19 protein-coding genes are annotated in these 19,247 nt (G+C 42.2%); 14 read left to right on the top strand and 5 right to left on the bottom strand.

Annotated features, from left to right (window positions below):
* Positions 1–5: 5 nt before the first annotated feature.
* The 9 genes from J1N09_RS03200 (at position 6) to J1N09_RS03160 (ending at position 9,327) form a co-directional block, all read left to right on the top strand.
* Positions 6–1,076 (top strand): efflux RND transporter periplasmic adaptor subunit, encoded by a 1,071-nt coding sequence (locus J1N09_RS03200; protein ID WP_265198079.1) that lies wholly within the window; start codon positions 6–8, stop codon positions 1,074–1,076.
* A gap of 9 nt (positions 1,077–1,085) precedes the next feature.
* A complete protein-coding gene (locus tag J1N09_RS03195; RefSeq protein ID WP_265198077.1) occupies positions 1,086–4,283 on the top strand; it encodes an efflux RND transporter permease subunit in 3,198 nt (1,065 codons plus the stop codon).
* The gene (locus tag J1N09_RS03190) at positions 4,280–4,585 is read left to right on the top strand and encodes a hypothetical protein (RefSeq protein ID WP_265198075.1); all 306 of its coding nucleotides are present in this window, start codon (positions 4,280–4,282) and stop codon (positions 4,583–4,585) included. Before J1N09_RS03195 ends, J1N09_RS03190 begins: the two co-directional genes overlap by 4 nt.
* Before the next feature lie 12 nt (positions 4,586–4,597).
* A complete protein-coding gene (locus J1N09_RS03185) occupies positions 4,598–4,780 on the top strand; it encodes a DUF2892 domain-containing protein (RefSeq protein ID WP_265198073.1) in 183 nt (60 codons plus the stop codon).
* A 92-nt stretch (positions 4,781–4,872) separates the two neighbouring features.
* Entirely contained in the window at positions 4,873–5,976 is a 1,104-nt protein-coding gene (locus J1N09_RS03180) for a bestrophin family protein (protein ID WP_265198071.1), read from the top strand.
* Positions 5,977–6,302: 326 nt separating this feature from the next.
* Positions 6,303–7,124: a carbonic anhydrase gene (locus tag J1N09_RS03175; RefSeq protein WP_265198069.1), complete on the top strand. Its 822-nt coding sequence runs from the start codon at positions 6,303–6,305 to the stop codon at positions 7,122–7,124.
* Between the two features lie 148 nt (positions 7,125–7,272).
* Positions 7,273–7,623 (top strand): hypothetical protein, encoded by a 351-nt coding sequence (locus J1N09_RS03170; RefSeq protein ID WP_265198067.1) that lies wholly within the window; start codon positions 7,273–7,275, stop codon positions 7,621–7,623.
* A 41-nt stretch (positions 7,624–7,664) separates the two neighbouring features.
* Positions 7,665–8,219 (top strand): toxin-antitoxin system YwqK family antitoxin, encoded by a 555-nt coding sequence (locus J1N09_RS03165; RefSeq protein WP_265198065.1) that lies wholly within the window; start codon positions 7,665–7,667, stop codon positions 8,217–8,219.
* Positions 8,220–8,337: 118 nt separating this feature from the next.
* Positions 8,338–9,327 (top strand): 2-hydroxyacid dehydrogenase, encoded by a 990-nt coding sequence (locus J1N09_RS03160; protein ID WP_265198064.1) that lies wholly within the window; start codon positions 8,338–8,340, stop codon positions 9,325–9,327.
* Positions 9,328–9,352: 25 nt separating this feature from the next.
* Here J1N09_RS03160 and J1N09_RS03155 read toward each other — a convergent pair whose 3' ends face one another.
* Positions 9,353–10,189, bottom strand: a complete 837-nt coding sequence (locus tag J1N09_RS03155) for a tyrosine-type recombinase/integrase (RefSeq protein WP_265198062.1) — start codon at positions 10,187–10,189, stop codon at positions 9,353–9,355.
* A gap of 162 nt (positions 10,190–10,351) precedes the next feature.
* Here J1N09_RS03155 and J1N09_RS03150 point away from each other — a divergent pair, with 162 nt between their 5' ends.
* The 5 genes from J1N09_RS03150 to J1N09_RS03130 all read left to right on the top strand — a co-directional run bounded on the left by J1N09_RS03150 (position 10,352) and on the right by J1N09_RS03130 (position 14,065).
* On the top strand, positions 10,352–10,792 hold the full coding sequence (locus tag J1N09_RS03150; RefSeq protein ID WP_265198060.1) for a hypothetical protein: 441 nt from the start codon (positions 10,352–10,354) through the stop codon (positions 10,790–10,792).
* Between the two features lie 205 nt (positions 10,793–10,997).
* Positions 10,998–11,792, top strand: a complete 795-nt coding sequence (locus tag J1N09_RS03145) for a cation transporter (RefSeq protein WP_265198058.1) — start codon at positions 10,998–11,000, stop codon at positions 11,790–11,792.
* A gap of 156 nt (positions 11,793–11,948) precedes the next feature.
* Positions 11,949–12,635 carry a DUF6602 domain-containing protein gene (locus J1N09_RS03140; RefSeq protein ID WP_265198056.1) on the top strand — a complete coding sequence of 229 codons (687 nt, stop codon included), beginning with the start codon at positions 11,949–11,951 and terminating at the stop codon, positions 12,633–12,635.
* Between the two features lie 227 nt (positions 12,636–12,862).
* Positions 12,863–13,510 (top strand): DUF1801 domain-containing protein, encoded by a 648-nt coding sequence (locus tag J1N09_RS03135; RefSeq protein ID WP_265198054.1) that lies wholly within the window; start codon positions 12,863–12,865, stop codon positions 13,508–13,510.
* Between the two features lie 147 nt (positions 13,511–13,657).
* A complete protein-coding gene (locus J1N09_RS03130; protein ID WP_265198052.1) occupies positions 13,658–14,065 on the top strand; it encodes a hypothetical protein in 408 nt (135 codons plus the stop codon).
* Positions 14,066–14,251: 186 nt separating this feature from the next.
* On the opposite strand, the gene ilvA is transcribed toward J1N09_RS03130, so the two are convergent.
* Genes ilvA through ilvB form a run of 4 tightly spaced genes read right to left on the bottom strand, consistent with a single transcriptional unit; the run spans position 14,252 to position 19,244 of the window.
* Complete coding sequence (gene ilvA, locus J1N09_RS03125; protein ID WP_265198051.1) at positions 14,252–15,499, bottom strand: threonine ammonia-lyase IlvA; 1,248 nt, start codon at positions 15,497–15,499, stop codon at positions 14,252–14,254.
* Positions 15,486–16,967, bottom strand: a complete 1,482-nt coding sequence (gene ilvC / locus J1N09_RS03120) for a ketol-acid reductoisomerase (RefSeq protein WP_265198049.1) — start codon at positions 16,965–16,967, stop codon at positions 15,486–15,488. The genes ilvA and ilvC overlap by 14 nt, the downstream gene beginning before the upstream one ends.
* A gap of 4 nt (positions 16,968–16,971) precedes the next feature.
* On the bottom strand, positions 16,972–17,505 hold the full coding sequence (gene ilvN / locus J1N09_RS03115; protein WP_265198048.1) for an acetolactate synthase small subunit: 534 nt from the start codon (positions 17,503–17,505) through the stop codon (positions 16,972–16,974).
* 8 nt (positions 17,506–17,513) lie between these two features.
* Positions 17,514–19,244, bottom strand: a complete 1,731-nt coding sequence (ilvB, locus tag J1N09_RS03110; protein ID WP_265198046.1) for a biosynthetic-type acetolactate synthase large subunit — start codon at positions 19,242–19,244, stop codon at positions 17,514–17,516.
* Positions 19,245–19,247 lie beyond the last annotated feature (3 nt).

The following is a 19,247-nucleotide window of genomic DNA, read 5'->3' as shown; positions in this document are numbered from 1 at the left end:
AGACCATGAAAAAGATCATCATATCATTACTCATTCCTACCCTATTACTGAGCTGCGGGGACAATTCAGAAACCACTTCGGAAAAGGATACTTCCTCTGTGGCAGTTACGACCCAGCAAGTAAGCAGTGGTAAGGACAGCCCATACCTCAGTACGAGCGGAATGGTTGAAGCAGTAAACAATGCGCAACTCAGTACCCGCATGATGGGCCATGTAGAAAAGATCTATGTTGCCACCGGTGAGAAGGTGAGAAAAGGAACGCTATTACTGCGCGTTAACAGCGCCGAACTTTCGGCCAAAAGCGCCCAGGCCAATGCTATGATCACCGAGGCCACTGCCGCATACCGAAATGCGGAAAAGGACCTGCAACGCTTCCAGTCCCTGTTTAACGACAACAGTGCCTCACAGAAGGAACTGGACGATATGCGCTCCCGTTTCGAAATGGCGGAGGCACGCCTGGAGGCAGCCCGGCAAATGAAGAACGAAGTAGGTGCGCAATTCGCCTATTCAAACCTCAGGGCTCCCTTCGCTGGAGTGGTAACCGGAATTTTTACAGACGAAGGCGACCTGGCCAATCCGGGAGTTCCACTCGTGGCAGTTGAAGCTCCGGGAACTTTCGAGGTTACTACGCGAGTAGCTGAGAACGATATTCAGAAAATAAAAAAGGATTCGAAAGCAACGGTTGTGATAAAAGCACTGGACACTACCCTATCCGCCACAGTTTCCGAGGTGAGTACTTCGGCAGCGATAAGCGGCGGACAATTCGTAGTTAAAGCTGTGCTGGATGATTCCGTAGAAAATTTAAAATCAGGTATGTATGCCACGGTACAGTTTCCAGTGGAAGGTAACTTAACTGAATCCCCTATCCTCATTCCTCTGGAAGCCGTGGTTAATCGTGGACAACTAAGAGGCATTTACACCGTGAGTGAACAAAACACCGCACTTCTCCGTTGGCTCCGACTAGGACGTACCTACGGTGACCAGGTAGAGGTGCTGTCCGGGTTAGATGGAGACGAGTCGTTCATTGTTTCGGCCGAAGGAAAGTTATTCAATGGTGTAAAGGTTGAAATTCAATAAACAGAACTGATGAAAGAAGGATTAGCCGGAAAGATCGCCAAAGGATTTATAAGTTCAAAGCTTACCGTATTGCTCATGATCGTCTTTATGGTGATCGGGGTATACAGTTCGTTTCTTATCCCTCGTGAAGAGGAACCCCAGATAGATGTACCCATGGCCGATATTTTCGTGGGCTATCCGGGTGCCAGCCCTACGGAAGTAGAAAGCAGGGTGATCAAACCCCTGGAGAAGCTACTCTCTAACATTAAAGGGGTGGAATACGTCTACTCAACTTCCATGAAGGAACAAGGGATGGTGATCGTACAATTCTACGTAGGAGAAGATATTGAACGCTCCATTGTTAAGCTGTACAACGAGATCAACAAGCACATGGACCTCATGCCTGAAGGAGTGACCTTCCCGTTGGTAAAGACCCGCGCGATAGACGATGTACCCATGCTGGGAATCACTTTGTGGAGCGAGACCTATGACGATTACCGCCTACGCCAGATCGCTCAGGAACTGGCCGATGAGATCGAGAAGATCAACGACGTATCGGCCACGCATCGCATTGGAGGGCGGGAGCGACAGATTCGTGTGATATTGGACAAAGACAAGCTGGCCGCCAGCGGACTCGATTTCCTGGAGGTCGCAAAGATGATCCGAACGAACAACCAGCAGCTGGATGCCGGTAGTTTCAACAGCGGCAACAGTGAGATCATGGTGAAGACGGGTAAGTTCCTGCAGAGCCGTGATGATGTTGAGAACCTGATTGTGGGTAACAATGCAAATCAACCCATCTACTTGAAGCAGATCGCTTCGGTGGTGGATGGACCGGAATTGTCGAAGAATTATGTATCACTTGGATTTGGTGGCGAAAGTGTTTTGTCTAACGATTTTCCTTCGGAATATCCCGCGGTGACCATTTCCGTAGCAAAACGAAAAGGTGCTGATGCGATGAAGATCTCGGATATCATTTTGGAGAAAGTAGACTATCTCCGAAACGACCTCATCCCGGATGATGTAAAGGTGGAAGTCACCCGAAATTACGGGGAGACCGCATCGCAAAAAGTATCCGAACTACTTTTACACCTCATAGGGGCTATTATTGCGGTAACACTGGTAGTGATGCTGGCCATGGGCTGGCGCGGCGGTTTGGTGGTATTCCTTTCGGTGCCAATTACGTTTGCATTAACCTTACTTAGTTACTATATCCTCGATTACACGCTGAACAGAATCACGCTTTTCGCCCTTGTCTTCGTGACCGGGATCGTGGTAGACGACTCCATCATTATTGCCGAGAACATGCACCGGCATTTCAAGATGAAGAAACTCCCGTTCAAGCAGGCAGCACTCTATGCCATTAACGAGGTTGGAAATCCAACCATACTTGCGACTTTCACAGTGATCGCTTCGGTACTACCAATGGCTTTCGTTTCCGGTTTGATGGGGCCTTATATGTCCCCCATGCCGATAGGAGCCTCGATCGCCATGTTATTATCACTTTTCGTGGCGCTTACCATTACCCCTTACCTGGGCGTTTTGTTCCTAAGAGAGCGAGAGAAAACTTCAGGAAAGAAAAAGGAGCACAAGCAGTTAGAAGACACCTGGATCTACAGGATCTACGAAAGATTGGAGCGCCCGCTTATCGAGAGTAAGAAAAAGCGCTGGCTGTTCCTGGGGATAACCTTTGCGATGCTGCTGGGCTCGGTAGGACTTTTCTTTACCAATTCGGTGGTGGTTAAGATGCTACCATTCGACAACAAGAACGAATTCCAGGTAGTGATCGACATGCCCGAGGGAAGTACCCTTGAACGCACAGCCGCTGTGGCCGGTGAGATCGGGCAATTCATCCGAACGCAGCCAAATGTAGTTAATTACCAGACCTATGTGGGAGCTTCGGCGCCGATCACTTTTAACGGACTGGTACGTCACTACGACCTGAGGGGTGGAAGTAATGTAGCCGATATTCAGGTGAATTTAACCGACAAGCACGACCGGGATGAGCAGAGTCATGGGATCGCCAAATCCTTCCGGCCTGGCATTCAGGCAATCGCCAAGAAATTCGGGGCAAATGTCAAGATCGTGGAAGTACCACCCGGACCACCGGTTTTGTCTACTATTGTTGCTGAAATTTACGGTCCTGAATACGACCAACAGATAGCAGTAGCCGACGCTGTTCAGAATATATTGAAGAACACAGACGATGTAGTGGATATCGACTGGATGGTGGAGGCCGACCAAACAGAATACGACTTCGTGATCGACAGGGAGAAAGCGATGTTGTACGGAGTATCACCGGAGCAGATCACTCATACCCTACGAATGGCACTTTCGGAAGCACCGGTGACTCATTTGTACGACGAGACAGCCACCAAGCAAGTAGGTATTCAGCTTGCCCTGGAAGAAAAGGAAGCTTCGGATTTGGCTGCGCTACGGTCTATCCACATCAAATCACAGCGAGGAAATATGGTTCCCATAGGCGATCTCGTAGAGATTCGTGAGGGAACGATTGAGAAGAGTATTTTCAGAAAGAACCAGAAACGGGTGGTATACGTAATGGCGGACATGGCCGGGGAACTGGAAAGTCCGGTTTACGCGATACTTGGTATGAGCGATAAGTTGCAGGAGATCCCTCTTCCGAAGGGATACAAAATGGACGAGTTGTATATCCGTCAGCCGGATTTTGAAGATAACTACACGGTAAAATGGGACGGGGAATGGCAGGTCACGCTGGAGGTATTCCGTGATCTCGGAATGGCCTTCGCCGGGGTAATTGTAATCATTTATATGCTCATAGTGGGCTGGTTCCAAAATTTCAAGGCCCCGGTAGTGATGATGGTTGCCATTCCTCTGTCTCTAATTGGAATTGTACTGGGCCACTGGATGCTGGATGCCTTTTTCACTGCTACTTCTTTTATTGGTATGATCGCCCTGGCGGGGATCATGGTGCGGAATTCGGTGCTGCTGATCGACTTTGTGAATTTAAGGCTAGCCGATGGTATTCCGTTGAAGCAGGCCGTGATCGAAGCCGGTGCTGTAAGGACCACTCCTATCCTGCTTACGGCCGGAACGGTGGTTATTGGCGCCTTTGTGATCTTGTTCGACCCTATTTTCCAGGGGCTGGCGATCTCGCTCATGGGAGGAACCATAGTTTCCACGGTACTCACCTTATTGGTGGTGCCACTGGTGTATTATTTAATTGAAAGACGAAAACACACAACATGAAATTAGTGATAGTAACCGCCGTTTCGGAGTTTCGGGATGCGGTAAAGAAATTGTTAGGTAAGGCTGGGATCGAGAGTTTCAGCGGCTCGGAAATTGAGGGATTCAACCAGGTGGCTTCCGTGGCTGCTCGGTCCGGATGGTTCCAGGGAAGTGCGTTTGGAGCAGATTCCGAATTGTATTTCTCCTTTACCGAAAATGAAAAAATTGAGCGATTGTTCTATCATATAGAGCAATTCAACACGGAACTAGAAACGAATAACCCAATTCGAGCTGCCGTGATCCCTATTGAAAAATTCATCTAAAAAAATTAGAACATGAGAGAACGATATATACGAATCATAGCCGGGACATTGATCCTGATTAGCATAATCCTTGCTGCCACAGTAAATATCAACTGGCTTTGGTTCACTGCTTTTGTGGGTGTTAATTTATTCCAGTCGGGCATTACAAAATGGTGCCTGATGGACGATATACTGAAGAAGTTGGGGGTGAAATAACTCCTTCCGAAGAACAAACGGGTATCGGGAGCCGTTTCTGAAGATGTGTAAAGTTTAGCGCAATTGGTTATCTTCAGAAAAAAATCCAATCAATGTATACCCGAAGAATCTTTCCCATTCGAGGCGTTATCAGCTGGACGCGTAGATACATTTTTCTCTTCCTGCTGGTTGCGACCGTCCCCGTATTCCTTTTTGAAGTACTCCGCTGGAAGTGGCTGCATGTGCCATGGTTGCCGCTGGGGGTGCTGGGTACCGCCGTCGCTTTTATTGTAAGTTTTAAGAACAACGCATCCTATGATCGGTTGTGGGAGGCACGAAAGATTTGGGGTGGGATCGTGAATACATCGCGCACCTGGACGATAATGGTGAAGGATTTTATTACTAACGATCATACCAGGGAGCCTGTTTCAGAAGAAAAAAGAAAGGCCATCATCCGTGAACTGGTACACAGGCACGTTGCCTGGCTTACTGCTTTGCGCTACCAGCTGCGACAGGACAAGCCCTGGGAAATGCATATAAAGAATACTAAGTCAAACAAAGAATTCAGGGCAAACCGATATATGGTCCCTGAAGATCACGAAGAGCTGGAGGCAGCGATCAAACCCTACCTGAATGAAGAGGAATTCAATGAGGTTTTTGCTAAGGGCAATCGCGCCTCACAGTTATTGGGAGTACAATCCCGGCGGCTGAGAGAATTGCTTCAGCAGGGATTGATAGAGGATTTCCGGCATATGGAAATGGCCAATGTGCTGAAAGAGTTTTACACCTTGCAGGGGAAGAGTGAGCGAATCAAGAACTTCCCCTATCCCAGGCAGTTCGCAACCCTTAATTATATGTTTGTCTGGATCTTTATCCTTCTGCTCCCTTTTGGGATCATGGAAGGCTTTCAGACTATAGGGGAAGAGATCGTGGAGTACATGAACGAGAATGAGACCTACTGGGAGTGGACCCGACAGTTACAGATAAATATTGGGAAGCATTTTGTGTGGTTCTCTATTCCTTTCAGCGCCTTGCTAGCCTGGGTTTTTCACACCATGGAGGCCATAGGTGAGAATACGGAGAACCCATTCGAGGGAGGACCCAATGACGTGCCTATTTCGGATCTTAGCAGGGGGATCGAGATCGATATCCGACAGATGATAGACGATGAGGACATCCCGGCACCCTACGAATGGAAGAACCATATCGTTATGTAGCATTAATTCTGAAGAAATCATAATTCAGCTACTCTGCATTGCATTTGGTTTGGTATTTCTTCAGTAGGATGTATTTAACCTAAGGAGCAAGTGACGATTGAGTATCTAACAAAATGTAAATATTACAGGAACTATCGTTTCGGGTAAGAGATAGCTGATCAAAAAAGGCATTCCCATGTATCCCTGGAAAACAATTACAGGGTAAAAATACTTATCTATTTAGGCTTTTCGCAAGTACAATAATATCCATAATTCATTCCGTATTCTTACTCGAAAATGAGTAACTTTAGTATACTCATTTACCTCTCAGTAAAAGCATCAGAAAAATGAAAAAATATATACTTTTCTTGCTGAGATCATTAATCGTATTGCTCCTTTTACATTCATGTAAGGATGGACCACAGAATATTTCCTCAAATGATCTAACAGTTAATGACAATGAATCACATTGGTCCTATCAGGGCGAAACAGGCCCTGAGCATTGGAGTGAAATTGAAAAGAATTCGAATTGCGACGGACAAAGACAATCGCCAATTAACATCATTGACATAGAAGTATTGGCAGATTCTTCTCTAACCCCTTTAAAGTTTGCCTATTCAGAAAATACTAAAATTCACGATGTCACTAACAACGGTCATACGATTCAGTTTAATTTTGAAAAGGGAGACTACATAGACCTGAACGACAATAAATTTGAATTACTGCAAATACATTTCCATGAACCCTCTGAACATACGATTAATGGCATCCGTTATCCAATAGAGGTTCATTTTGTTCATGTGAATAAGGCGAACAATGAACTAATGGTTTTAGCGATGTTTGGTAAAGAAGGTGTAAATAATGAATTCTTTACTTTCTTAGAAAGTTACCTGCCTATCCAGGTGGGAGACACTAAATCTATTGGTGTTTCTTTCGATCTTAACTCAAGTCTCCCCGATGATCTTGATTATTATAATTATGAGGGATCCCTTACTACGCCTCCTTGTACCGAAGGTGTTAATTGGTATGTTATTAAATCGCCCATCACCCTTTCCGTTGAACAGGTGAAAGAGTTACAGGAACTCATGCCGTTGAATAATTATAGAAACGAACAACCGATAAATTCCAGAATAATCAGACAAATGCCGATAAAACCTGTAGTTTATTAATATTGGTATTTAACTCCATAAATAGAAAGTATTACGGTTTCTACAGCTAAGTAATTGTTGATCTATGAATCACCACTGTCAAACGCGTTTATAGCCCTTAGCTCATCCAAAGTGACTTTTTTGTGTATGTATAGTAAAACATAACATCATGAAAAAACTTTCTATTCTTCTTTTCGTCCTTTTATTGAGTAACTATAATGCAACTGCCCAGGACATTATTGAGCTGGACGGAACACAGTCTATGTGTATAGCCGGCAAAGGCCCGGGACAGGATGGTGCTATCAATCCTTATTTGGGTTCCAACAGTGTTGCGATTGTTGAAAATGTTGGAAAGAACGAGTTTTCCATACGAGTCCAAACTAAAGAAGAACTGGTGAAGACCATCGCAATCGGTCCCAGGGAAACAAAAGAGGTTAGTTTACTGAAAGGCCAGGTGCTCTATTTCGATACCGATCTGGAGGCAATTGCCAGTGTGGCTTTCCAGAAGCTAGAAGATTAAAGGAATTATCGGTTTTTTCAGAAAAAATAAAATTAAGTCTTATGAAAACAATTATTATAGTCCTATTTGTAATGTTACACCTACCCGGAATTTCACAAAATGCCATCTCTATGGAAGATGTTGAGGGCAGAAGAGCCGTTTCTATGGGCGATGCGAGTGGAAAAAGTACTAATGGGGTTTACAGATATTATGCTAAAGGTGAAGAAAAGCCATTCACGGGTGTTTTATTTTCAAAACATTCCAATGGAGAAATTTCATCCTGGCAGGAGTATGTTGACGGAGTTGGGCAGGGAAAATGGATCAACTACTACGACAACGGGAATTACAAAGAAGTAGGACAGTATAACCAAAATCTGGTTGAAGGTCCGATAAAAAAATATTATGAAAACGGCATCCTAAAAGCTGAAGGCAATTATAAGGACTGGAGGATCAAGGTTGGCGAATGGAAATACTATGATGAGAGTGGAAATCTTCAATCAACTAATGATTATGGTGATAAAGGAAGTATTGAAGAAGTCCAGGAGTTCTATGACCGAGGTGAAATTTCGTATAGTTGGTATTCCAGCATATTGACTAAGAATGGGTTTAAACTATAAGGGGCAGCTTTCAGCAATAATCAAAGGTGTAAAGGTATAAGCAATTACCGCAGACAGTTCTCGAGTGCTATTGAAGTACAACAGTCCACTAAAAAATCAAAATAGAACTACAGCTCATATGAAAATAGCCATGTTCAGCACCAAGCAGTACGATCAAGAATATTTTGAAAAATTCAATTCCGACGAAAATTTTGAAATCGAATTCTTCGAAACCAGGCTGGATCCACATACGGTTGGTTTGACAAAAGGTTTCGAAGCAGTTTGCGTGTTTGTGAATGATAAAATTGATGAAAAAACAATTGAAGCCATGCATCAAAACGGGATCAAATTAATTGCCTTGCGTTGTGCAGGGTTTAACAATGTTGATCTGGAAGCTGTAAAAAAATACGACATCAAAGTTGTGAGGGTTCCTGCGTATTCACCGGAGGCTGTGGCGGAGCATGCCATTGCTTTAATAATGACTTTAAACAGAAAAACCCATAAATCATACAACAGAGTAAGAGAGGGAAATTTTTCACTGAATAATTTGATTGGATTCAACCTTAGCAATAAAACTGTAGGTGTTGTAGGAACGGGTAGAATTGGCGTTGCACTTTGCGGAATACTTATTGGTTTCGGATGCAAGGTAATTGCCTATGATTTATACCCATCGGATGAGTTGAAACGCCTGGGTATTGAATATGTGCAATTAAACGAATTATTTCGACAGTCTGAAGTTATTTCACTTCACTGTCCGTTGACCACTGAAACTAAACACATGATCAATAAAAATTCGTTGGATGTCATGAAAGACGGGGTTATGATCATAAATACCAGCCGGGGCGAATTAATAAAAACATCGGATGTTATTCAAGGGCTCATCGAAAGGAAAGTGGGATATTTGGGAATCGATGTTTATGAGCAAGAGGAAGACCTGTTTTTTAAAGATTTGTCGGAACACATCATTGAAGACGAGTATATATTGCGCCTGAATAGTTTTCCCAATGTCTTAATAACTTCACATCAAGCCTACTTTACCAATGATGCCATGAATGAAATTGCCTTAACTACCTTAGAAAATATAAAGGACTTCAAAGAAGGTAATATGTTATCAAATGAGGTTAAATAATTAATTATCCTCAGGTAGAAAAATCCTAGAGCATATCCAGGGGACTGGTGACATCCAGAATGTTCCTGGTACTTACATGGGTATAGATCATGGTTGTTTTAACGGAACCATGGCCGAGTAGTTCCTGAATAATACGCACATCCACTCCTGAATCCATAAGATGGGTTGCATAGGCATGGCGAAGGCTGTGAGGGGTAACTTTCTTTCGTATATTGGCTTTCCGACAGGCCTCGTGGAAGACTTTCAGCAGGCTTGTTTCGGAGTATCTTCCCCCTTTAAGGCCTTGAAAAAGGTAGTTTTTCGGCCGGTAGGATCTGTAGTATTCCCGTAGTTGTTTCAGTAGTGTTTCTGAAAGTGGCACCAGCCTGTCTTTATTCCCTTTCGCACTTTTGATATGCACCACTCCCCTGTCGCTGTCTATATCGTTTACTTTGAGATTAAGCAGTTCACCACGCCGAAGGCCTAGTCCGTAGAGGCACATGATCATGGTTTTGTGTTTGATGTTCTTTGTGGAATCTAAGAGCCTGGTGATTTCCTCTTTGGAAAGGATTTGCGGCAGCCTTTTTTGTTTCCGCACCGGATAGATGTTAGAGAAGTCGATCTTTCGGTTGTGCATCTCCCGAAGGTATAATCCCAGGGCTCCCAGGAGTTGTTTATGGCTTGAGCGGCTATATTTTTTCCGTTCCACAAGCTGCATTGCCTGACTTACGATCTGGGAGTTTTCGAGTTCGTGAATGGGTTGTTCTCCTATTTGTTTCTGAAGTGTTTTAAGAAGGGAGAGGTAGATCTTTACGGTATTTGGAGCATAACGTTTAAGTTCGAGGATACGGCCAAAATCTGAAAAAGGGTGCTTAACGTCCATGGTATAAAATATCTTAAAAGGTTAACATTTGAGTGGTTAACCCAGCTGGGACGAAAGAACTTGCTCAGCAATTTACAAATATTTTATTTTTCTACCTTTATACAAACGTTGTAAGCCATTTAGAATATCGAGTTGAATAGAATTTATTTAGATGATAACTTATTGAAATATTACAAGGAAGCTTTGGTGCAAGAAATAGAAAACCAGAGCATCGACCCAGAAATTGCAGAATATCTTCTCAAAATTAGTAATAGCCAAAACATAAGACCATTATTTTCAAAAAGAGGAAAGGATTTGCTGGGTAGAAACCTTGAAAGTTATTTGTTGATTGGATTTACTTCAAATGTCGAAAGCATGCTATTTAATAATGTTATTCCATACTTTGAGTCAAACTATAATTCTGAAAGAAAGATTGAATGTAAATGTTTTGAAGTTCCTCCTTACGTAACTAATGAAAGAGATGCGAATGAATTGAATAAAGGTTCTAAATGGTTAACCGACCCTAATTATTTCAACATAAGTAAAATCAGATTTAACCTAAATGGTGGAACCTATGAGTTACACAACAATTTCTGGATAGACTTGAGTAAACATTTAATATAAACGGCTTACAACAAAGGCTATAAATCAACGCCAGGTATTTAGCTAAAATCACTAACTTCATCTTCTAAATTAAAGTCACGACTGATAAATCCGACTCAACGCTGCAGCACTTTTGGGTGCAAAAAGCTACCCAAAACCACTGTCCAAGCGCGTCGAATTCATAGCCGTGGACGTTGTGGTTAATTTCCAAAAACCGATAAATTGAATGAACAAAACGATATTTGAGATCACCAAAATGGATTGTCCTTCAGAGGAAAATTTAATCCGAATGAAATTGGATGGAATCTCAAGTATTGCGAATCTGGACTTTGACATTCCCAACCGAAAACTAACTGTTTTTCACAGCGGACAAATTGACCAAATCGAAAAGTCCGTTATCGAACTGAATTTAGGCGGAAAGAAAATCTCGACTGAACAAACCGAACAAACGGAATTTAAAGAAAATGCAAACCAAAAAAAGTTACTTTGGTCTGTACTTACCATAAATTTTGCCTTTTTCATAATCGAAATGACAACTGGATTAATCTCAAAATCGATGGGATTAGTTGCAGACAGTTTGGATATGCTTGCGGACAGTTTCGTTTACGGAATTAGCTTGTTTGCGGTTGGCGGAACTCTGACAAGAAAAAAGCGGATTGCGAAACTTGCTGGATATTTTCAAATAACACTTGCGATTATTGGATTTGTGGAAGTGTTAAGGAGGTTTTTCGGAGACGAGAAACTTCCCGATTTTTCGATAATGATTATCGTTTCAATTTTTGCGCTTATCGCAAATGGAATTTGTCTTTACATTTTGCAAAAGTCAAAAAGCAAAGAAGAGGCACATATGAAAGCAAGTATGATTTTCACCTCGAATGACGTGATTATTAATTTAGGAGTCATAATCGCTGGACTTTTGGTAAATTGGTTGAGTTCGAGCAAACCCGATTTGATTATCGGAACAATCGTTTTTATTTTGGTAATTCAAGGAGCATTAAGAATTTTAAAATTAAGTAAATAAATAAAAAACACTAACCACAACAATGGCTATAAGTAATTGCTTGTTCTCGCCTACTTCTGAAAATCCTCGCGGATTTTCAGTTTGGTGCGTACTTACAAAGTTAAGTGCTAAACCACGCAACTACTCATAGCCGAGACCGTTGCCCACAATTATAAAATGAACAATCTTTTTAAAAATAAACTAGAGAATATCCATAATAATATGCTTGAATGTCATAGAGACAGTCAAAAATATTCTTCTTCAATAATTGGAGATGAGAGGGAAATATTCCAAACTAATCTTTTATCAAAAATTCTTCCATCAAATTATAGATTTGGTAGTGGTACAATTACAGATTCAAAAGGAAGAGAAACTGGGCAAATCGATACCGTAATTGAGTTACCATTTTCATTAAGCTTTCCGGTATCCACAGGAAACAATCGACTCTATTTGGCTGATTCTGTTGGTGCTGCATTTGAAATTAAATCAGACTTGAACAAACAATGGCATGAGGCTATTGAGAAGATTAAAGAAATTCAAGAGCTTAATCGATATACGATAGGAAAAGATGATTTTGCGCTATTAGATGATTTAAAAATTCCGACTTTTATTATTGCTTACAAAGGATTCAAAAAATTGGATACTATATATAAAAAACTAGAAAAAGTTGAATCTAGATATTGGCCTAACGGAATACTAGTTATCGAAAGCGGAATTTTTTTAGGACTGAAAAATAACTCTCATTATGAATGTACAGGTAATAGCACGTGTATATTAGGTTTTGTTTCTCATTTATACGGTTACTTAAACAGATACTCAAAAAATATTGTGGACTTAGATAATTACTCAAACCTGCTTAAATAACTGTGGGCAACAGTGGCTATATTCCATTGCTCGTTTGGCTTTCGGGAAATTCATATCTTTAAACAAAACTAAATCAGTCCGGGAATGTTTCGTCGCGGCGCCCTTCTACCTAACGCAACAGCCGCCAACGTTAATAAACTCAGCCGCATGCTGCCGATAAGGCCGATGTCGCAACAGGAACATAGCCGTGGACGTTGTGCAACATTTGAGAGAAACTGCAAAAACCAATGAACGAAGACGTAAACAGATACCTTAACGGACTTAAAAAATGGAAATCGGAATTGACCATGCTTCGTGAAATTATCCTTGATTGTGGATTACTCGAAGACTTCAAATGGATGCATCCTTGCTATACTGACAATGGAAAAAATATAGTTTTGATTCACGAGTTTAAAGATTACTGTGCGATTCTATTTCATAAAGGAGCTTTACTCAAAGACCCTGAAAATATTTTAGTTCAACAAACTGAAAACGTTCAATCAGCGAGACAAATACGATTTACTGACTTGCCCGAAATTGAGGAACTTGAACCGACTATAAAAAAATACATTCGAGAAGCAATCGAAATTGAAAAATCAGGAAAGAAAGTTGAAAAGAAAAAAACTTCTGACTATGAAGCGCCAGAAGAATTACAACAGAAGTTTGCCGAAAACCCAGCATTTAAAAAAGCATTTGGAAAACTGACAGCAGGCAGGCAAAAAGGTTATCTGTTACATTTTTCAAAACCGAAGCAGTCGAAAACCAAAACATCTCGAATTGAAAATAATTTAGAGCGGATAATGGACGGATATGGATTGAACGACTGTGTTTGCGGTCTTTCAAACCGAATGCCGAATTGTGATGGTTCACACAAACAATTAGAACAAACTGAATAAAAAACGTTGCACAACAATGGCTATAAGTAATTGCTTGTTCTCGCTTACTTCTGAAAATCCTCGCGGATTTTCAGTTTGGTGTGTACTTGCAAAATTAAGTACTAACCCACGCAACTACTCATAGCCGAGACCGTTGTGTTTAATTATATGAAAAAGCTCTTTTGTTTACTTCTTTTTTTAATTTCAATCTTTTCATTCGCTCAAACTGACAAGGAAAGCCTTAAGCTTGATATAGTTAACTCAATTAAAGCGGTTAATGCGTCTGATCACGAAGAACTATTGAAGTATTTTCCCGATTTTGTTTTTGAATACATTTCCAAAGAAGAAATGTTGAAAGATCTCTCAAATGGAGTAAAATCATATATTTCAGAAGATGTCCAAATAGAAATAGACACAATATTGACTATTAATTCTGTTAAGTATGCACGATTTTATTACTCTGATGGAATTAGAACCTACGGAATAAAAACCGAATCAAACTCGAATTGGACTTTCACTGACTTAAATGAAATGACTAAAAAATATATTCCCGTTGAAATTCAATATTTGGAATAATATAACTAAACACAACAGTGGCTATAAATCAACGCCAGGGTTTTTAGCGAAAATCACTAACTTCATCTTTAAATTAATACTCACGGCGAATCCGACATTTCCACAGCAGCACTTTTGGGTGCAAAAAGCTACCCAAAACCGCTGGCCAAGCGCGTCGAATTCATAGCCGTGGACGTTATGGTTAATTCACAACAGCATCTGAAATAAATCGTTTTTATTGTTGAGGTATTCTCCATAGTAATTACGTTCCTTCATTCTTGTTATCAAGGCCTCAACATCCCTCTGTCCGTTCATTTCAATACCAATTACCGCTGGCCCCGTATTTCGATTGTGCTTCTTGGAATACTCAAAATGTGTGATGTCATCGTTAGGTCCCAATACTTCGGAGATAAACTCCTTTAATGCTCCAGCTCGCTGAGGGAAACGAACCAAGAAGTAGTGCTTCACTCCTTCGTGTAATAAGGCACGTTCTTTAATCTCTTCGGTGCGCGTGATATCATTATTGCTGCCACTAATAAGACAAACGACATTCTTACCAGCAATTTCATCCTTGAACTGTTCCAAAACAGCTACGGATAATGCACCTGCAGGCTCAACAACAATGGCGTCCGTATTGTACAATTCAAGAATTGTTTGACAAACCTTTCCCTCATGAACAGTGGCCATCTGGTCCAAATGTATCGAGCACAATTCGAAGTTCAACTCCCCTACCTTTTGCACCGATGCCCCATCTATAAATTTGTCGATATGATCCAACTTTGTGTTCACTCCGCGATGCAAAGAGGTCGACATAGAGGCTGCTCCTGCAGGCTCTACACCAATAATCTTGGTTTGGGGTGAAAGCTTTTTTAACACACTGGAAATTCCAGAGGCTACACCTCCACCACCAACAGGAACGAAAACATAGTCGATGGGCGTATTGGCTTGACTCAACAATTCAAGAGCTATTGTAGCCTGACCTTCTATCACTTTCATGTCATCGAAGGGATGAATGAAACTCATATTGTTCTCCCGACAATAGCGCATCGCCTCTTCAGATGCTTCGTCAAATGTGTCTCCTACCAGTACTATTTCAATGAACTCACCTCCAAATTGTCGTACACGATCCACCTTCTGTTTTGGTGTTGGAACTGGCATGAAAATGACTCCATGAACTTGCTTCAGAAAACATGAATGTGCCACTCCCTGCGCATGATTTCCTGCACTCGCACAAACAACTCCCTGAGCCAGTTGATCCCTATTTAGTGAAGCTATTTTATTGTATGCTCCCCGAATCTTGTAGGATCGTACCTGCTGGAGATCTTCTCGTTTAAAATGAACTTTGGCATTCATCAACTGCGACAAATGTATATTGAGCATGAGTGGTGTTTCGGAAACCACATCACTCAATAGCGATGCGGCTTCCTTTACCTTATTTAATTCAACAGTTTGCATACTCCAACGGTTTCATCGCAGTCATTGCCGATCGTAATGATTCACCTACAACTTCGATCGGATGGTCTTTGATCGATTGATTCAATTCGAGTAACTTTTGTTTATCGATGTCCTGATCCTTCGTATACTTCTCTCCGATCACATTAGTCGATACGGTATTCATGAAGTCAGACAACAAGGGGCGACAAGCGTGATCAAACAAGTAACAACCATACTCGGCAGTATCCGAGATGATTCGATTCATTTCAAATAGTTTCTTCCGAGCAATCGTATTTGCGATCAGTGGTGCTTCGTGCAAAGACTCGTAATAAGCGGACTCTTCCTTGATCCCAGCCGCAACCATCGTTTCAAATGCTAATTCAACACCCGATTTCAAAAAAGCGACGAGCAAAGTTCCGTGATCGAAATATTCGTGCTCGCTGATCTCATCAACCGCACATTCCGTTTTCTCGAATGACGTTTCACCCGTCAATTGGCGCCACTCCAATAAATTCTTATCATTATTGGACCAATCAAGCATCATTTCGCGAGAGAATTTACCGGACATAATATCGTCCATGTGTTTTTCAAACAAAGGTTTCATCAGCTCCTTCAGTTGATTCGACAAGCGATTGGCTTCGAACTTTGCAGGTTCAGATAGACGATTCATCATTTGAGTTATCCCGCCGTGTTTTAAAGCTTCGGTAATCGTTTCCCAACCAAATTGCACCAATCTGGCTGCGTAGTGCTTATCCAATCCTTCAGCAACCATTTTATCAAAACAGAGAATGGAAGCCGATTGCAGGACACCACAAAGAATCGTTTGCTCACCCATCAAATCCGATTTCACCTCTGCAACAAATGAAGAACGTAGAACACCTGCCTTGTCTCCACCAGTTGCAACCGCATACGCCTTCGCCCACTCCAGACCATATCCTTGTGGATCATTCTCAGGATGCACTGCAATTAGTGTCGGAACGCCAAACCCACGCTTATATTCTTCCCGAACCTCCGAACCAGGAGATTTGGGAGCAACCATGATGACAGTGATGTCCTTGCGCACTTGCATTGCCTCCTCCACGATATTGAATCCGTGCGAATACGACAATGTCGCGCCTTCTTTCATCAAAGGCATAACGGCGTTGACCACGTTAGTATGCTGTTTATCTGGTGTTAGGTTTATCACGAGATCAGCGGAAGGGATCAATTCTTCGTAAGTTCCTACGCGAAAATCGTGTTCAACTGCACTTAAATACGATTGGCGCTTTTCTTCAATAGCCGAACTTCGCAAAGCATATGAAATTGTCAAACCGGAGTCACGCATATTCAAGCCTTGGTTCAAGCCTTGGGCACCACAACCAATGATTACAATATCCTTACCGCGTATAGCATCAACGCCGTTTAGAAATTCGGATGGACTCATTAACTCGCACATGCCGAGTTGCTCTAATTGTTCCGCTCTACTGAGCTCGTTAAAATAATTTTTCATGTTCTTAATTGTTAATCTCGTTTTCTAATTCTTCTACTATTGATGTCAAAGTTTTCATTGGTTTGCTGATGGCAATTCGGCCCGAACGGACAAATTCCAAAATACCATACGGCTCCAGATCATTGAACAGCGCTTGAGTCTCTTCTTTGTGTCCTGTTTTCTCTATCACTGTGAAATCAGCTTCGACCGATAAGACCCGTGCGTAATGTGATCTCACGATTTTTTCCGCCTCTTTTCCAGCTACCAAGATATCTGTCGGCACCTTATATAATGCGATCTCCTGATATACAATTGCGTCGTCCTCATGGTAAAAAGCCTTGATCACTTCCACTTGCTTTTCGAGTTGTAGCACCACCTTTTTGACCAGATCTTCGGTCTCTGTAATAACTATGGTATAACGATGTACATTCTTTACCTCACTGTCTGAAGCAGCAATACTTTCGATGTTTATTTTTCTTCTTGTGAAGATGATTGTGACCCGGTTTAACAGCCCCACATTATCTTCGGTAAATACGGATATTGTGTATCTTTTTTTCATTACTATTCTTATTTGAGTCGGATTTCAGAAACTGAAGCACCTGTCGGAACCATTGGGAACACATTGTTCTCCTTGCCCACCAGAACTTCAAGGAAATAAGACCCCTCGTACATCATCATTTCAGCTACAGCTTCGGCCAAGTCTTCGCGTACTTCGACTTTTCTCGTCCGAATACCATATCCCTTCACAATCGTTTGGAAATCAGGATTCACCATTGTTGTGGATGCATAGCGCTTATCGAAGAACAATTCTTGCCACTGGCGCACCATGCCCAAAAATTCATTGTTCAACACAACAATTTTGACTGCCGTCTTAGCTTGGAAAATGGTACCTAATTCTTGGATGGTCATTTGAAAACCACCATCACCAATCACAGCGACAACTTCCTTTTCTGGACATCCCATTTTTGCTCCTATTGCAGCTGGCAGGCAAAAGCCCATCGTTCCTAAGCCACCTGATGTAATCATCGATTTTGATTCATTGAACTTAGCATAACGACAGGCCACCATTTGGTGCTGACCTACATCGGTCACAACGATTGCGTCGCCTTTGCTCGCAGTATTGATTTCATCGATCACTTCGCCCATAGTCATTATTGGACTGCTTGGATTCAGTTCTTCATTAATGACTGCTTCGCGCTCTTCCCGCTCTAATGCTCGAAAGCATGCTAACCATTCCTCATTTGACTTTGGCTCTACTAACTCAGTCAGGGCTTTCAATGATGCTTTCGCATCACCCAGCACGGGTACATCTGCATGCACATTCTTGTTGATCTCAGCGGGATCGATTTCCAAATGTACCACCTTCGCTTGCTTTGCATAACGTGATAGATCACCAGTCACTCGGTCATCGAAACGCATTCCAACGGCAATAAGCACATCACATTCATTCGTCAATTTATTCGGTCCATAATTTCCATGCATCCCGAGCATTCCGACATTCAGATAATGATCTGATTCAAGCGCCGATAACCCCATTATTGTCCACGCTGCTGGCAGTCCAGCCTTTTCAATGAAGGTTTTGAATTCTTGCTCGGCTCCAGAAAGGATAATCCCTTGACCAAACAGGACAAATGGCTTCTTTGCAGAGTTGATGAGTTCAGCGGCTTGTTCGATCGCCTTAGAATTCAAGGCCGATACTGGCTGATAGCTACGCATTCCTCCAAAAGGCTTGTACGCATAGTCCAATTGCTCGAATTGCGCATCTTTTGTTATATCTACCAAGACTGGACCTGGTTTTCCTGAACGCGCAATATAAAAGGCCTTTGCAATCGCCTCTGGGATCTCTTCAGCTCGTGTGACTTGATAGTTCCACTTCGTTACCGGCATAGAAATACCAATGACATCAGTTTCTTGAAATGCATCCGTTCCGAGTAAGTGACTGTGCACTTGACCTGTGATGCACACCAACGGCGTAGAGTCGATTTGCGCATCAGCGATTCCTGTGATTAAGTTCGTTGCACCAGGTCCAGACGTTGCCAAACAGACGCCTACTTTACCTGTCGCTCGGGCATAACCTTGAGCAGCGTGAACAGCCCCTTGCTCGTGCCTGGTTAACACATGCTCCAATTTATCTTCAACGTCGTACAACGCATCGTACACGGGCATAATTGCACCACCAGGGTATCCAAACATCAACTCTGTTCCTTCATCGATTAAGGCTTGGACCACTGCTTGTGCTCCAGACATTGTTTGCGTTTCTGGTTTACTCTCACTTCTTGTTAATTCCAATGTTCTCATGAT

The organism is Aureitalea sp. L0-47, assembly GCF_026126405.1.
Lineage (GTDB): Bacteria > Bacteroidota > Bacteroidia > Flavobacteriales > Flavobacteriaceae > Pukyongia.
The sequence above is the reverse complement of the archived record's forward strand: the minus strand, read 5'-3'. Positions and strand labels throughout refer to the sequence as shown.

Bases quoted from the DNA above. Each gene is read 5' to 3' on its own strand.
- J1N09_RS03200 (WP_265198079.1), top strand. From the start codon at position 6: ATGAAAAAGATCATCATATCATTACTCATTCCTACCCTATTACTGAGC.
- J1N09_RS03195 (WP_265198077.1), top strand. From the start codon at position 1,086: ATGAAAGAAGGATTAGCCGGAAAGATCGCCAAAGGATTTATAAGTTCA.
- J1N09_RS03190 (WP_265198075.1), top strand. From the start codon at position 4,280: ATGAAATTAGTGATAGTAACCGCCGTTTCGGAGTTTCGGGATGCGGTA.
- J1N09_RS03185 (WP_265198073.1), top strand. From the start codon at position 4,598: ATGAGAGAACGATATATACGAATCATAGCCGGGACATTGATCCTGATT.
- J1N09_RS03180 (WP_265198071.1), top strand. From the start codon at position 4,873: ATGTATACCCGAAGAATCTTTCCCATTCGAGGCGTTATCAGCTGGACG.
- J1N09_RS03175 (WP_265198069.1), top strand. From the start codon at position 6,303: ATGAAAAAATATATACTTTTCTTGCTGAGATCATTAATCGTATTGCTC.
- J1N09_RS03170 (WP_265198067.1), top strand. From the start codon at position 7,273: ATGAAAAAACTTTCTATTCTTCTTTTCGTCCTTTTATTGAGTAACTAT.
- J1N09_RS03165 (WP_265198065.1), top strand. From the start codon at position 7,665: ATGAAAACAATTATTATAGTCCTATTTGTAATGTTACACCTACCCGGA.
- J1N09_RS03160 (WP_265198064.1), top strand. From the start codon at position 8,338: ATGAAAATAGCCATGTTCAGCACCAAGCAGTACGATCAAGAATATTTT.
- J1N09_RS03155 (WP_265198062.1), bottom strand. From the start codon at position 10,189: ATGGACGTTAAGCACCCTTTTTCAGATTTTGGCCGTATCCTCGAACTT.
- J1N09_RS03145 (WP_265198058.1), top strand. From the start codon at position 10,998: ATGAACAAAACGATATTTGAGATCACCAAAATGGATTGTCCTTCAGAG.
- J1N09_RS03140 (WP_265198056.1), top strand. From the start codon at position 11,949: ATGAACAATCTTTTTAAAAATAAACTAGAGAATATCCATAATAATATG.
- J1N09_RS03135 (WP_265198054.1), top strand. From the start codon at position 12,863: ATGAACGAAGACGTAAACAGATACCTTAACGGACTTAAAAAATGGAAA.
- J1N09_RS03130 (WP_265198052.1), top strand. From the start codon at position 13,658: ATGAAAAAGCTCTTTTGTTTACTTCTTTTTTTAATTTCAATCTTTTCA.
- ilvA (WP_265198051.1), bottom strand. From the start codon at position 15,499: ATGCAAACTGTTGAATTAAATAAGGTAAAGGAAGCCGCATCGCTATTG.
- ilvC (WP_265198049.1), bottom strand. From the start codon at position 16,967: ATGAAAAATTATTTTAACGAGCTCAGTAGAGCGGAACAATTAGAGCAA.
- ilvN (WP_265198048.1), bottom strand. From the start codon at position 17,505: ATGAAAAAAAGATACACAATATCCGTATTTACCGAAGATAATGTGGGG.
- ilvB (WP_265198046.1), bottom strand. From the start codon at position 19,244: ATGAGAACATTGGAATTAACAAGAAGTGAGAGTAAACCAGAAACGCAA.